The organism is Albibacillus kandeliae (assembly GCF_003116585.1).
Lineage (GTDB): Bacteria > Pseudomonadota > Alphaproteobacteria > Rhodobacterales > Rhodobacteraceae > Albibacillus > Albibacillus kandeliae.
The window spans coordinates 92,314-105,477 of the sequence record NZ_QEHM01000004.1 but is presented as its reverse complement, the minus strand read 5'-3'; the positions used below and the strand labels follow the sequence as shown (position 1 = coordinate 105,477).

Annotated in this window: 13 protein-coding genes and 1 other RNA gene; 7 read left to right on the top strand and 7 right to left on the bottom strand. The window is 68.3% G+C overall.

What is annotated here, in order from left to right:
- Nucleotides 1–4: 4 nt before the first annotated feature.
- The 7 genes from DDT93_RS11140 to DDT93_RS11110 form a co-directional block, all read right to left on the bottom strand.
- Nucleotides 5–1,018 (bottom strand): hypothetical protein, encoded by a 1,014-nt coding sequence (locus tag DDT93_RS11140; protein ID WP_109465924.1) that lies wholly within the window; start codon nt 1,016–1,018, stop codon nt 5–7.
- 200 nt (nt 1,019–1,218) lie between these two features.
- The gene (locus tag DDT93_RS11135; protein WP_109465923.1) at nt 1,219–2,334 is read right to left on the bottom strand and encodes a TFIIB-type zinc finger domain-containing protein; all 1,116 of its coding nucleotides are present in this window, start codon (nt 2,332–2,334) and stop codon (nt 1,219–1,221) included.
- Nucleotides 2,335–2,391: 57 nt separating this feature from the next.
- Entirely contained in the window at nt 2,392–3,507 is a 1,116-nt protein-coding gene (locus DDT93_RS11130) for an SPFH domain-containing protein (RefSeq protein WP_109465922.1), read from the bottom strand.
- A 33-nt stretch (nt 3,508–3,540) separates the two neighbouring features.
- Nucleotides 3,541–4,500 (bottom strand): DUF2927 domain-containing protein, encoded by a 960-nt coding sequence (locus tag DDT93_RS11125; protein ID WP_232825437.1) that lies wholly within the window; start codon nt 4,498–4,500, stop codon nt 3,541–3,543.
- Nucleotides 4,501–4,534: 34 nt separating this feature from the next.
- Nucleotides 4,535–5,725, bottom strand: a complete 1,191-nt coding sequence (locus DDT93_RS11120) for a toxic anion resistance protein (protein ID WP_109465921.1) — start codon at nt 5,723–5,725, stop codon at nt 4,535–4,537.
- Between the two features lie 75 nt (nt 5,726–5,800).
- A complete protein-coding gene (locus DDT93_RS11115) occupies nt 5,801–6,688 on the bottom strand; it encodes a 5-bromo-4-chloroindolyl phosphate hydrolysis family protein (RefSeq protein ID WP_109465920.1) in 888 nt (295 codons plus the stop codon).
- Nucleotides 6,689–6,887: 199 nt separating this feature from the next.
- Entirely contained in the window at nt 6,888–7,811 is a 924-nt protein-coding gene (locus DDT93_RS11110; protein WP_109465919.1) for a pseudouridine synthase, read from the bottom strand.
- A gap of 63 nt (nt 7,812–7,874) precedes the next feature.
- Between DDT93_RS11110 and DDT93_RS11105 the strand changes: the two genes are divergently transcribed.
- The 7 genes from DDT93_RS11105 to rnpB all read left to right on the top strand — a co-directional run bounded on the left by DDT93_RS11105 (nt 7,875) and on the right by rnpB (nt 13,052).
- Nucleotides 7,875–8,327, top strand: coding sequence for a nucleoside deaminase (locus DDT93_RS11105; protein ID WP_109465918.1), 453 nt, complete (start codon nt 7,875–7,877; stop codon nt 8,325–8,327).
- Nucleotides 8,328–8,427: 100 nt separating this feature from the next.
- On the top strand, nt 8,428–9,120 hold the full coding sequence (locus DDT93_RS11100) for a metal-dependent hydrolase (protein WP_109465917.1): 693 nt from the start codon (nt 8,428–8,430) through the stop codon (nt 9,118–9,120).
- Between the two features lie 230 nt (nt 9,121–9,350).
- Nucleotides 9,351–9,638 carry an Asp-tRNA(Asn)/Glu-tRNA(Gln) amidotransferase subunit GatC gene (gene gatC / locus DDT93_RS11095; protein ID WP_109465916.1) on the top strand — a complete coding sequence of 96 codons (288 nt, stop codon included), beginning with the start codon at nt 9,351–9,353 and terminating at the stop codon, nt 9,636–9,638.
- On the top strand, nt 9,638–11,125 hold the full coding sequence (gene gatA, locus DDT93_RS11090; protein ID WP_109465915.1) for an Asp-tRNA(Asn)/Glu-tRNA(Gln) amidotransferase subunit GatA: 1,488 nt from the start codon (nt 9,638–9,640) through the stop codon (nt 11,123–11,125). Before gatC ends, gatA begins: the two co-directional genes overlap by 1 nt.
- A 50-nt stretch (nt 11,126–11,175) precedes the next feature.
- Nucleotides 11,176–11,946: a hypothetical protein gene (locus tag DDT93_RS11085; protein ID WP_109465914.1), complete on the top strand. Its 771-nt coding sequence runs from the start codon at nt 11,176–11,178 to the stop codon at nt 11,944–11,946.
- 5 nt (nt 11,947–11,951) lie between these two features.
- The gene (locus DDT93_RS11080; protein WP_109465913.1) at nt 11,952–12,587 is read left to right on the top strand and encodes an N-acetylmuramoyl-L-alanine amidase; all 636 of its coding nucleotides are present in this window, start codon (nt 11,952–11,954) and stop codon (nt 12,585–12,587) included.
- Nucleotides 12,588–12,659: 72 nt separating this feature from the next.
- An RNA gene (rnpB, locus tag DDT93_RS11075) (RNase P RNA component class A) lies at nt 12,660–13,052 on the top strand.
- Nucleotides 13,053–13,164: the final 112 nt, after the last annotated feature.

Here is a 13,164-nt window from a genome sequence, read left to right as displayed (position 1 = left end):
ACGATCAGCCGCCGCAGATGCCCTGCAGCAGGACCCAGTCACGGTCGCGCATCACGGGCGCCGGGTCTTCGGCCTTCATCGGATCGGCCTCGATCAGCGGCAGGGTGGATTCCCCGGTGATGTCCCGCGCGCGGGCGTAGGGCGTGGAGGGGACCTTGGCGTCGGCGAATTCCTTCAGCACCGCGTCGGTCGGCAGCACGGGCTTCGGCGCGGTCACGATGCGCTCGGCGTAGGTGTCGAGCATGTCCTTGGGGATCTCCCCCGTGGTCAGCAGGCGGAAGGAGGCGAAGACGCCGCCATCCTGCAGCACCTCACCGAGGGGGTCGGTGCGCGCGGCGGCGAGTTTCTCGGTCAGCACGTAGCCCGCCAGAACCGCCGGGTCCTCGTGATCTTCAACAAGGGCTCGGTTCAGCAGGACGATGCTGCCGGGGAGGTGCAGGCTGTCGCGCAGCCCGCCGGGCAGGATGACGATGCGGCGCACGGCGAGACGGCGGGCGAGGCGTGACAGCACCGGCTGGGTCTCGGGACTGCGGCAGGCCCGGCCCGACAGCCGCTCGACCCGGGCCAGAAGCGCGTCGCCGATCTCCTGCCGCTTGATCACCGGCACCACGTCCAGCGTATGCCGCCGCATGGCACCCGGCAGCCAGAACACCGCCAGCACCAGCGCGGCGGAGAGCACCCCGGCCACGCCGAACGAACGCAGCCGCCCGGGATGCGGCCGGGCCCGCTCCACCGCCCGGCGCAGCCGTTCGATGGCCTCGATCATGTGCCCTTCGCTCTCGGCGAGTTCGAGCGTCTCGTCCGGGTCCCCGTCCGGGTGGTAGATTGCCGGGAATTCGTCAGGGTTGCGCCGCTGGATCGCGGCGAGCGACCAGTGGGTCAGGGCCTGGTTGTTGAAACTGTTGATGGTCAGGGTGGCGTCGCCGATGGAGACATAGACCTCGCGCCGCTGCTGCTCGGGAGACGGGCGCCAGAGGCCGGTCGCTTCGAGGCGCTGGTATTCCTTGAGTGCGGTCATCGGGTCCTGGTCTGCTCTCGCCTCGGGCTCTGCCGGCCTCGGTCTTTGACCCAGAGTAGCATGGGGCGCAAGCCGTCAGCAAACGGCGAATGCGGCGGTCCGGGGGCCTGCGGACGCGCATGGAACACCGGATGCGGGAGCGAGGGGCCAGCCCCTCGCGCTCCCCGGGATACTTGCAACCCAAAGAAGGGGCGGCGGTGCTATTGCCCGGTGGCGACGAGGTAACCGACCCCGGCGGCGACCAGCAGGCCGAGAACCACGGCGATGGTGATCTTGATCGCCGACCAGGGCCGCTCGCCCTGGACCCGTCCGGTCTGGCCGTTGATCACGAAGCGGTAGGTCTGGCCGCGGAACTTGTAGGCAGCGAGCCAGACCGGCAGCAGGATGTGCTTGAAGGTCACGTTGCGGACCTGCGTGTCGATCGAGTGGATACGCTGCTGGTCGCCGCCGATGTCGAAGCGCACGTCGCGTTCGATCACCCGGGACATCTGGGCACGGGCCTCGGCATGGCCTTCCTCGAGCTGGACGGTGTAGGCCTCGGCGCGGAACCCGGCGAGGTACTGGGGCAGGTAGGGCTGCAGCGCCGCGAGATCCCAGGGTTCGAGCGCGTCGGTGTACTGCCGGGGCAGGCTGCGCGAGGCCAGCACGAGGACGTCGTCGAAGAAGCGCGCGACCTGGCCGCGCACCCCGGTCCAGCGGATCTTCGGCACCTGCTGCTGCACCCGCTTGCCATCGCGCACCACGGTCTGGGTGACGTAGTAGATGGTGCCGCGCTCGCCGGTGTAGCGCGAGGCGGTGTCGGCGTCGAAGGTCCAGTAGGGGACGTAGATGCCCTGCATCCGGCGGCCCTTGCGGGCAAAGTCCTTGAGCCCGTTGGGGGCGAACCAGAGCCGGCCGAGCCAGTCGCTCATCGCCTTGTGGGCGGCGCGTTCGTCCAGCACGAAGGGCAGGACGCCCTTGGGCTTGATGTGCCGGCTTACCCCGGTGTCGGTCACCACGGGCGTCGCGCAGAACGGGCATTCGGCGGCGTGGTCGTTGGGGTCGAACTCGACCTGCGCCCCGCAGTTGGGGCATTGCAGGACCCGGGTTTCCTCGATCTCGGCCTCGGGCAGGCGTTCCGCCACGGCCGCCTCGAAGTCCAGCTCGCGCAGGGTCGCGCCTTGCCAGGGGCCGCCGCCGATCTGCTGTGTGTGCCCGCAATGGTCGCATTTCAGCACTCCCTGCGCCGGATCATAGCGCAGGTCGGCGCCGCACTGGTCGCAGGGAAAGCGGTGTTCCTCCAGAGGAGCGGTGGGCGCGGTATCGGCCTCGGACATGGGAAGGTACGCCTCCGGCGGGAGTATTTACAGAATGGAGAAGCGGGAGCGGTCCCGTTACGCCCCGGGGGGCGGCGGCGGCATCACGGTGAAGAGGCGCGCGAGCTCGGCGACATCGCCCGCCTTGAGCCAGCCATCCTGCCCTTCGGTCCAGACGTAGCTGTCGCGGGTCAGCTTGCCCTCGGTCACCATGCGGCCCATCGACGCCTTGGAGAAGGGGCCGGTGGTCTGGCCGTTCTCGGCGATGTGCCAGACGTGTTCGGCCGGGGGCGGGGGCGGCGTAGGCGCCGCGGCCGGGGCGGAGGGTGCGGCCCCCCAGGGTCCGGGGTTGGCCATCTGCGCGCCCATCGCCATGCCCATGCCGGCGCCGAGACCGGCGGCCATGCCACCGCCGCCCGGGTTGGAGGCGGCTTTGGTCATCGCCTCGGCCGCGGAATACTGGGTGAACTTGCCGAGGTCGCCGACCACGCCCATCGAGGTGCGCTTGTCGAGCGCTTCCTCCACCGCCGGGGGCAGCGAGATGTTCTCGATGTAGAGCTCGGGGATTGACAGGCCGTAGGCGGCGATGGTCTCGGAAATGGCGGTGGCCACCAGCTTGCCGAGGTCGGCGGTATTGGCGGCCATATCGAGCACCGGGATGCCCGAGCCTGCCACCACGCGCGAGAACTCCTGCACGATGATGTTGCGGATCTGGAAGCTGATCTCGTCCATGGTGAATTCGCCGTCGGTGCCGACGATTTCCTGCAGGAACTTGCCCGGGTCGGTCACCCGCACGGAATAGGTCCCGAAGGCGCGCAGGCGGACCGGGCCGAATTCGGGGTCGCGGCAGATGATCGGGTTCTTGGTGCCCCACTTCTGATCGGTGAAGCGGGTGGTGTTGACGAAGTAGATCTCGCTCTTGAACGGCGACTGGAACCCGTGGTCCCAGTGCTGGAGCGAGGTCATGATGGGCATGTTGTTGGTCTCGAGCATGTAGAGACCGGGGGTGAAGACGTCGGCCAGCTGGCCCTCGTGGACGAAGACCGCCGCCTGGCCCTCGCGCACGGTGAGCTTGGCGCCATACTTGATCTCGTGACCTTCGCGTTCGAAGCGCCAGACCATCGTGTCGCGGGTGTCGTCGGTCCAGTGAATGACGTCAATGAACTGGCCGCTCAGGAAATCGAATATGCCCATTGTCATGGTCCTCTTTGGTAATGGCTTTGCGGGTCAGGCATCCTGCCCCATCAATTCCCGCGCGATGACCAGGGCGATGGGGCGTGCTTCTTCCGCCGTCATGCCGGGCGTCAGCCTCGGATCGTACAGGATCTTGAGCAGCATTTCATCGTGGTTGGTCAGCAGCGCGAATTCGTCGTCGTCGTTGAAGATGGAGGGGCGCGCATCGGGGCTGTCGTTGGGCAGCCCGAGACCCTGCGCGATTTCCTCGTGCACGCAGCTCAGGCGGACGAGGTCGGGATGCTCGGCGCGGATCAGCGCCACGGCGCGGGTGTAGTCGTAGTCGGACTTGCCGCCGGCGACGCCAACGACGAGGCAGTAGTAGGAGCGGGGCAGGTTGGCAAAGAGGTCGAGCTCGGACCGGCTGATGGTCGGGATCAGCGTCTTGAGCCGGCCCTGCAGCGCGGTGCGGTCGTCCTCGCCGGCCACCACGATGAAGAAGTTCGGGTTGGAGCGCACCACTGAGACGGAATGGCGGGTGAGGCGGGCGAGGCGGTCGACATAGGAGCCGATGCTGGCGCTGTCCTTGTCGCGGATCGACGCGGGCACGCTCTCGCCGAATTCGATGCCGACCCGCACCGGCCCGCTCCAGCGGCTAAGCCGTCCGGGTTCGCCGCGCAGGGTGCTGCCGTTCTTGCGGGAGTATTCCTCGAAGAAGGCAATGGCGATGAAGTCGTCGACAAGGTCTTCGGCCGAGAAGGGCGTGTCGGGCCCGCCGCCGTCGGTGCGCAGCAGGCCCTGCGCCAGCAGGTCGTTCTGGATGACGCGGTAGTAGCGGGCCAGCTCCTCGCTGCGGGCCGAGGGGGCCGCTGGGGTCGGTTTGGCCAGCCCGTCGGGCCGGGCCTGTGGTGGCAGGGAGGTGGCGGGGCTGGACGGCAGTTCGCAGCCCGACAGCGCCATCACGGATGCGAGCATGACGACGATGCCGAACGCCCTGATGCCCCGCCGTTCCATGCTCCGGTTCTCCGCCTTCCGCCCCGACGTCCGCTCAGCCCGGGACCGAGGTCCCGGCGTTGTCGCCCAGCCCATCCTTGCGGGCCTTGGCGGCGGCGAGGGTCTCGCGCAGCTCGGCCTCCATCGTCTTGAGATCCTCCTCGGCGGCGGCGCGGCGCGCCTTGCCCTCGTCGGCGATCTGGAGGCTGTCCTGGATGGTGCCGATCAGGTCGGCGTTGGCCTTCTTCACCGCCTCGATGTCGAAGACGCCGCGTTCCATCTCCTGCCGGATCATCTTGTTGCTGTCGCGCAAGTTCTTGGCGTTTGCCGTCAGCAGCTCGTTGGTCAGGTCGTTGGCGTCGCGCACCGCGGCGGCCGCTTCGGACGAGCGCTGGATGGTCACCGCCTGTGCCAGCTGCGTCTCCCAGAGGGGGACGGTGTTGACGAGAGTCGAGTTGATCTTGGTCACCAGCGACTTGTCGTTCTCCTGCACCAGCCGGATCGAGGGCAGCGACTGCATGGTCACCTGGCGGGTGAGCTTGAGGTCGTGAACCCGGCGTTCGAGATCGTCGCGGGCGGCGCGCAGATCGCGCAGCTCCTGCGCCTGCATCACCTGCTCGCCCTCGGGCGCGGCCTCCATCTTGGCCTGCTGGGCCGGGATGTCCTTGCTGTCGAGCTCTTTCAGCTTGGCCTCACCCGCGGCGATGTAGAGCGCAAGCTCGTCGTAGAAGCCCAGCGTGCGTTCGTAGAGCAGGTCGAGCGACTTGATGTCCTTCAGCAGCGTGTGCTCGTGCTTGAGCAGGTTGTCGGTGATGCGGTCGATCTGGCCCTGCACCTCTTCGAAGCGGGCGGTGAACTTGGCGAAGGGCGCGGCGCGGCCGATCAGCTTTTCCCACCAGCTGCGTTCGCGGCGGACGTCGAGTTCGCTGACCGCGAAGCCGCGGATGGTGGTGACGATGTCGCGCAGGCTGTCGCCCGCCGGGCCGACATCCTTGTTGCGCACGTCCTGCAGCATGGCCTGGCTGATTTCCTGCAGCTCGGCCTGCGCGCCGGAGCCGAAGGAGACGATCGAGTTGGTGTCTCCCATGTCGATCTCGCCCATGCGCTGGCGGATCGCCTCGCTCACCGGGGCATCGGCCCCTTCGAGGGTGACCTGCTCTGCACTGGGATCGGGCAGGGAAATCGCGGTGACTTCGGAGAGCAATCCTTCGGATTCCTCGGCCTTCTGCCGTACTGTCTCAGACATTCCAATCTCCCTCGATGATGTTCGACCGGACGAATAAATCGCCTTTGTGAAAATTACGGGTGCTCAACTTCTGGTTCATTTCGGACGCACGCCTTCGCGCTGCAGCCGGTCGCGCAGCACCTCTATCTCGACGGTAAGGTCACTGCGGTCGTCAAGCAGCATGGCACGTGTGCGGGCGGCGAAATTCTGCTCAAGGTCGTCCAGCAGCGCCTCGTAATCGGCCAGCGCCCGCGAATCGCGGTTGCGTGCGTAGAGGTCGGCGAACTTGATCGTCGCGTCCCGCGCGCCCATCAGGTAGACGGTCAGGTACTTTCGCGCGGCGGTCAGGTCGCGCGGATCTTCCTCGACGGTGCGGAACAGGTCGCGCGCGGTGGCCTGGAACCGTTCCACCCGGCCCTCTATCCGCCGGTCCCCGGCGCGCCGCACGGCGTCGGTCATTTCCCGCAGGTAGGTCTCGCCCTCGTCGACCACGCGCGCCACCCGGTCCTGCTGGAAGGTGTCGATGCCCTCCATCCCCTTGTTGCGCAGCGGGTCGAGCCCGAAGGACCCGAGGTGCAGGGCACCGGCGACCAGACCGTAGAGAACCGGCGCCACGACGCCCGGTTCAAAGGCAAAGACGGCAAGGGCTGCGCCTATGCCGGTCAGCACGCTCGCGGCCATCTTGCGCGGAAAAGCGGGGCGGCGGGCCACCTTGCGGGCCTTGAACTCGGCCTCGGCCCTGAGCCCGCCCCGCAGCAGCCACGCGGCGAGGGCCAGAACGGCTGCCCCGGCGACGCCAAAGGCAAGGCCGACCGCTCCGCTGCCGAGACTGAAGAACAGCAGGAGGACCGGGGGCAGGAACAGCAGGTTGGCGCGCAGACCCACCGGCTCGACGCGGGCACCGTCATAGGCACCGCGCTGCGGCGTCCCGGTCTCGTCCTCGCGGGGATCGGGGCTGTATTTGCCGCCAAAGCGCTGCGCCATGGTCAGAGCCCTCCGAGCCAGCCGGTACAGACACCGCACAGGAGCAGGAAAAGCGCCACGAAGGCGACGTTCTGCATTGCATTGCCCGACATTGGGCGTCCCCCGCTTACCACGTCCAGAAAAAATCTAGGTCATGCAGCAGCTTCTTGCTAGTGCGCTGTGGGAAAAATCCACGGCCACCGGCAGCAGACGTCCGGGGTCAGGGCCGCCCGGGGCCCTTTCCCGGCCTGCCGGGGCGCGCGCCGCCCGGGCGCGGCTTGCCACCGCGCGGAGCATCGCCGCGGGGTTTGTCCGGCCGGCCCGCGGGCCGCTCGGTGCCGCGCGCATCCTGAGCGGGGCGCGGCTTGCGCCCGGGCTTGCGCGCAGGCTGTGCCGTGCCCTCGGGCTCCGGCCCGTCCAGACCGAGCTGGTCGCGCATCACCTTGCGGCGCACTTCCTCGACCTCGCCCGCCTTGAGCTGGCCCAGCTGGAACGGACCGTAGGAGACCCGGATCAGCCGGTTGACGGTAAAACCGAGGTCTTCCATCGCGCGGCGGATCTCGCGGTTCTTGCCCTCGCGCAGACCGACGGTGATCCAGGCGTTGGCGCCCTGCTGGCGGTCCAGCGTGACGATCATCGGCTGGAACTTCTCCTCGCCGATGACCAAGCCCTTGCGCAGCGGTTCGAAATGCTTGTCCTCGGGGCGGCCATTGATGCGGACGCGGTACTTGCGCAGCCACCCGGTGCTGGGCAGCTCCAGCTTGCGCTTGATCGCCCCGTCGTTCGTCAGCAGCAGCAGGCCCTCCGAGTTGAGGTCGAGCCGCCCGACGCTCATCACCCGGGGCATCTCCTCGGGCAGGTCGTCGAAGATGGTCTTGCGGCCCTGTTCGTCGCGCGCCGTGGTCACCAGCCCGGGCGGCTTGTGATAGAGCCAGAGCCGCGCGGGTTCGGCCTCCTGCAGCGGTTTGCCGTCCACGACGATACGGTCCTTGGCGGTGACGTTCAGCGCCGGGCTGTCGATGGTCTTGCCGTTGACCGAAACGCGACCGGCCTCGATCATGCGTTCCGCCTCGCGGCGCGAGGCGACTCCGGCACGGGCCAGAACCTTGGCGATGCGGTCGCCGGGAGGGGGATTGGTGCTCATGGCCAAGAGCGTTAGAGCAATTCGCGCGCTTGCGGAAGGGGCGGCAAAGGGGCAGGTTGCGGCATGGTCTTCAAATCCCATATGGCTCAGGCACTTGACGAGGCGCGCGCCGCCGCGGCGCGGGGCGAAGTTCCAGTCGGCGCGGTGCTGGCGGACGCCAGCGGTGCGGTCGTGGCCGCGGCGGGTAACCGCACCCGCGAACTGAACGACCCGACCGCCCATGCCGAGATCCTCACCATCCGCGCCGCCTGCGCCGCTGCCGGGTCCGAGCGGCTGACGGGCTACGCGCTCTACGTCACGCTGGAACCCTGCGCCATGTGCGCCGCCGCCATCGCCGCCGCGCGCATCTCGCGCCTCTACTACGGGGCGTCGGATCCGAAGTCCGGCGGGGTGGCGCATGGGGCCCGGGTGTTCGCGCACCCGCAGGCGCATCACCGCCCCGAGGTCTACGACGGGCTGGCCGCGCCCGAGGCCGAGGCGATGCTGCGCGACTTCTTCCGCGACCGCCGCCCCTGAGCCCCGGCGCCAGACGCCTGTCAGCGCAAAACTTTTGTGCCCCCGTCATGGATTTTTGTCCGCGCGGTGCTAGGCTCCCCGGCAACAAGAGGAGACGCCCATGAAACTCACCTGGCTCGGACACAGCGGCTTTCGGCTCGAAACCGGCGATAAGGTCATCCTGATCGACCCCTGGCTCAGCGGCAACCCGGTGCTGCCCGAGGAGAAGCACGAGGCCGCCACCACCGGCGCCACGCATATCCTGCTCAGCCACGCCCATTTCGACCACTCCGGCGACGTGCTGGCGCTGGCGCGCAAGTCGAAGGTGCCACTGGTCGGCCAGTTCGACCTGATGAGCTACTGGGCCGAGACCGAGGGCGTCGAGACCACCGGCTTCAACAAGGGCGGCACGGTGGACCTTGGCGGGGTCAAGATCACCATGACCAACGCGGTGCACTCCTCGACCTATTCCACCGCCAACGGCCCCCGCACCGGCGGCTCCGAGGCCGGCTACATCATCCGTGCCGAGGGCAGGACCATCTATTTCAGCGGCGATACCGACATCATGGCCGACATGGCCTGGTTCGGAGAGTACTACCGCCCCGACATCGGCATCCTCTGTGCCGGTGGCCATTTCACCATGGACATGAAGGCCGCGGCCTGGGCCGCGAAGAAGTACTTCGACTTCAAGACCGTGATCCCCTGCCACTACAAGACCTTCCCGATCCTCGAGCAATCGGCGCAGGCGCTGGTCGATGGGCTGCCGGGCGTTGACGTCATCGAGCCCGAGGTCATGGTCGCGATCGACCTCTGAGGGAGCAGGGGGCGCTGCCCCCGCCGCCTTCGGCGACTCCCCCGGAGTACTTGTGAAGAAAAGATGCAGGACGCGCCCCGCTCATCTTTTCTTCGAAAATACTCCGGGGGTGAATTGGCCGCAGGCCAAGAGGGGGCAGCGCCCCCGATGATGCCGCTTTGCAGCGGGCGCGGGCTTGCGAGCAGGGCGCGTGCAGAGTAAATGCGGCCTGACGTACAAAGAGGACCGCCATGTCGATTGACGAAAACACCGCCGCACGGGTGGCCAAGCTGGCGCGGATCAAGGTCGAGGACGACGCGCTTCCGGCCCTGGCCGCGGATTTCAACCGTATCCTCGGGTTCATCGAACAGCTGAACGAGGTGGATGTCGAGGGCGTCGAGCCGATGACCTCCGTCACCCCGATGCGGCTGAAGCGGCGCGAGGACCAGGTGACCGACGGGCATCAGCAGGCGCAGGTCCTGGCCAACGCGCCGGATGCGCGCGAGGGCTTTTTCGCGGTTCCGAAGGTGGTGGAATAATGGCTGATCTGAACAAGCTTACCCTGGCCGATGCGCGGGACGCGCTGAAGAAGGGCGAGACCACGTCCGTCGAGCTGACCGAGGCCTGCCTCAAGGCCATCGACGCGGCGGATGCGCTGAACGCCTTCGTGCACAAGACCCCCGAGATCGCCATGGAGCGCGCCCGGGCGGCGGATGCGCGTCTGGCCGAGGGCGATGCGCCGGCCATGTGCGGCCTGCCGATCGGGATCAAGGATCTCTTCTGCACGCGCGGTGTGCCCTCCCAGGCGGCGAGCGGCATCCTCGAGGGCTTCCGTCCCGAATATGAATCGACGGTCAGTCAGAACCTGATCGACGCGGGCGCCGTGATGCTTGGCAAGCTGAACATGGACGAGTTCGCCATGGGCTCGTCGAACGAGACCTCGGTCTACGGCAATGCGGTGAACCCGTGGCGGCGCGGCAATGACGAAGCGGCTCTGACCCCGGGCGGTTCCTCCGGCGGGTCGGCCTCGGCCGTGGCGGCGGATCTCTGCCTTGCGGCGACCGGCACCGACACCGGCGGTTCGATCCGCCAGCCCGCGGCCTTTACCGGCATCGTCGGGATCAAGCCGACCTACGGGCGCTGCTCGCGCTGGGGCATCATCGCCTTCGCCTCCTCGCTCGACCAGGCGGGCCCGATGACCAAGACGGTGCGCGACGCGGCCATCATGCTGGAAGCCATGTGCTCGTCGGATGCCAAGGACAGCACTTCGACCGACCTGCCGGTGCCGAACTTCGAGGCACTGCTGACCGGCGACATCCGGGGCAAGAAGATCGGTATCCCGCGCGAGTACCGCATCGACGGCACACCCGAAGAGATCGAGAAGATCTGGTCCGACGGCGCCGCCATGCTGAAGGACGCGGGCGCCGAGATCGTGGACATCAGTCTGCCGCACACCAAGTACGCGCTGCCGGCCTATTACGTGATCGCCCCCGCCGAGGCGTCGTCGAACCTCGCGCGCTATGACGGCGTGCGCTATGGCCATCGCGCCAAGCTGGCACAGGGCGACGGCATCACCGAGATGTACGAGAAGACCCGTGCCGAGGGCTTCGGCGACGAGGTGCAGCGCCGGGTGATGATCGGGACCTATGTCCTCTCCGCCGGTTTCTACGACGCCTATTACAACCGGGCCCGCAAGGTCCGGACCCTGATCAAGAAGGACTTCGAGGATGCCTTCGCGCAGGGGGTGGATGCGATCCTGACCCCGGCGACGCCGTCCTCGGCCTTTGGGCTGGGCGAGATGGCCGAGGCCGATCCGGTGCAGATGTATCTGAACGACGTCTTCACGGTCACGGTGAACCTTGCCGGGCTGCCGGGCATCTCGGTGCCTGCCGGGCTCGACAAGCAGGGGCTGCCGCTGGGTCTGCAGCTGATCGGCAAGCCCTGGGACGAGGGCGATCTGCTGAATATCGCCGCGTCGCTGGAGAAATCCGCGGGCTTTGTGGCCAAACCGGCACAGTGGTGGTAGAAGGCGGGCCAAGACAGCGATAGCCCGAAGTGGCAGTTGTGAGGCAAATCATGCGGTTGTTCTTTTCCCTCGTGGCGGTCGGCGCTCTGGCCGCCTGCGCCCCCCAGGTTCCCGAGAGCGGGCCGGGCTATTTCGATTCCCAGTCCGACAGGGCGGCGCGCGAGCAGGCGCTCGCCGGTGGCGGATTCGCGCCGCCGATGGCAGTGGATGGTCAGCCCTTGAGCGCGACCGGAACGGCGGGGCTGGGAAGCAGCGCGGATTCCGGTGATATCGCGGCGGAAACCGCAGCGGCGCTCGCGGCCTCGTCCCCGGCCGGATCCCAGCCTGTCGCCGAACCGGCGGCGCGGCCTCTGCCCGAGGCGGTGGCGCAGCCGCAGGTTCAGGCCGGTGCGGTGGACGTGACCGGCCAGTCGGCGGTGCCGGACAACCCGGGCATCTCGGCCGAGAACGATTTCGCGGCGGTGTCGGCGGAACGGACCATTCAGGACGACGCGCAGCGCATCGCCCAGATGAAGCAGGAATACGAGGTGATCCAGCCGACCGCGCTGCCCTCGCGCACCGGGAGTGCCGATCCCAACATCGTGACCTTCGCGCTGCAGACCTCGCACCCGCGCGGCACGCGGATGTACGACCGTTCCGGCGTCGGCCTGCCGGGCCGGACCCAGCGCGCCTGCGCCAAGTACGACTCGCCGGACCAGGCCCAGATGGACTTTCTGTCCAAGGGCGGGCCCGAGCGCGACCGGCTGGGGCTGGACCCCGATGGGGACGGCTACGCCTGCGCCTGGAACCCGGCGCCGTTCCGCGCGGCCAAGAACAACTGAGCGGCATGATCCGTCACGCCTCGCCGAACTTCGGCCCGCGGCGTGACGGGCTGACGCCCTCGCTCATCGTCCTGCATTACACCGCCATGTCCTCGGCCGCCGCGGCGCTCGAGCGTCTCTGCGATCCACTGGCCGAGGTCTCCGCCCATTACCTGATCGGCAACGACGGCACGCTCTGGCAGCTGGTCGACGAGGAGATGCGGGCCTGGCACGCCGGGGCGGGGGAATGGCGCGGGCAGGACGACATCAATTCACGCTCCATCGGGATCGAGCTCGACAACACCGGGCGTCATCCGTTCTCCGAACCGCAGATGCGGGCGCTGGAGGCGCTGCTGCCCGGTATCATGGCGCGCTGGGAGATCGCACCCGAGGGGGTGATCGGGCATTCCTGCATGGCGCCGGGGCGCAAGGCCGATCCGGGCGAACGGTTCGACTGGGCGCGGCTGGCGCGGCAGGGGCTGGCAGCGATGCCGGGCACCGGCGAGGTTCCGGCGGGCGCGCGCCTGCGCGATCTTGCGCGGGCGGCGGGATTCACCGCCGAGGCGGATGACGAGACCCTGCTGGCGGCGGTGCGCCTGCGCTATCGGCCCTGGGGCCGGGGCGGGGTGACCTGCGACGACCTGAGGGTGCTGCAGGGCTGAAGCCCGGTTCCCGGTCTCGCCGTGCGACCGGTGCTTGACCTGCGCCGTCCTTGATGCCACATGCCGCGATGCGCGGAGGGCCGGATGGCCGCGGGGTGCAAGCCTCGAGGAAAGTCCGGACTCCAGGAAGCAGCGGTGCCGGGTAACGCCCGGGCGGGGAAACCCGACGGAAAGCGCCACAGAGAACAGTCTGCCCCGAGTCAGATCGGGGTAAAGGTGAAACGGTGGGGTAAGAGCCCACCGCGCCCCCGGCAACGGGGGCGGCATGGCAAGCCCCACCGGGAGCAATGCCGAATAGGACCCCCGCGCGGGACCGGTCCCGCAAGGGATACCGCCGCTAGGCTCGCTTCCGCCGAGAGGGGTCGGGTTGGCAGCTTGAGCGCCGTGGCAACACGTGCGCCAGAGGAATGGTCATCGAAGGGGGCAACCCCGGAACAGAATCCGGCTTACAGGCCCTCCGCGCGTTATTCATCGCCGGCGACGGTCTTCCCGGCCTCGCCCTTGCGGTCGATCCGAGGGATGTCGCCCGCGAAACAGGCACCTTCGCTGCGGCGTTCGGTACGCTGCGGCGGGGGTT

What these genes read in the sequence shown, in the direction of transcription:
- DDT93_RS11140 (WP_109465924.1), bottom strand. Translation starts at nt 1,018, where the DNA reads ATGACCGCACTCAAGGAATACCAGCGCCTCGAAGCGACCGGCCTCTGG.
- DDT93_RS11135 (WP_109465923.1), bottom strand. Translation starts at nt 2,334, where the DNA reads ATGTCCGAGGCCGATACCGCGCCCACCGCTCCTCTGGAGGAACACCGC.
- DDT93_RS11130 (WP_109465922.1), bottom strand. Translation starts at nt 3,507, where the DNA reads ATGGGCATATTCGATTTCCTGAGCGGCCAGTTCATTGACGTCATTCAC.
- DDT93_RS11125 (WP_232825437.1), bottom strand. Translation starts at nt 4,500, where the DNA reads ATGGAACGGCGGGGCATCAGGGCGTTCGGCATCGTCGTCATGCTCGCA.
- DDT93_RS11120 (WP_109465921.1), bottom strand. Translation starts at nt 5,725, where the DNA reads ATGTCTGAGACAGTACGGCAGAAGGCCGAGGAATCCGAAGGATTGCTC.
- DDT93_RS11115 (WP_109465920.1), bottom strand. Translation starts at nt 6,688, where the DNA reads ATGGCGCAGCGCTTTGGCGGCAAATACAGCCCCGATCCCCGCGAGGAC.
- DDT93_RS11110 (WP_109465919.1), bottom strand. Translation starts at nt 7,811, where the DNA reads ATGAGCACCAATCCCCCTCCCGGCGACCGCATCGCCAAGGTTCTGGCC.
- DDT93_RS11105 (WP_109465918.1), top strand. Translation starts at nt 7,875, where the DNA reads ATGGTCTTCAAATCCCATATGGCTCAGGCACTTGACGAGGCGCGCGCC.
- DDT93_RS11100 (WP_109465917.1), top strand. Translation starts at nt 8,428, where the DNA reads ATGAAACTCACCTGGCTCGGACACAGCGGCTTTCGGCTCGAAACCGGC.
- gatC (WP_109465916.1), top strand. Translation starts at nt 9,351, where the DNA reads ATGTCGATTGACGAAAACACCGCCGCACGGGTGGCCAAGCTGGCGCGG.
- gatA (WP_109465915.1), top strand. Translation starts at nt 9,638, where the DNA reads ATGGCTGATCTGAACAAGCTTACCCTGGCCGATGCGCGGGACGCGCTG.
- DDT93_RS11085 (WP_109465914.1), top strand. Translation starts at nt 11,176, where the DNA reads ATGCGGTTGTTCTTTTCCCTCGTGGCGGTCGGCGCTCTGGCCGCCTGC.
- DDT93_RS11080 (WP_109465913.1), top strand. Translation starts at nt 11,952, where the DNA reads ATGATCCGTCACGCCTCGCCGAACTTCGGCCCGCGGCGTGACGGGCTG.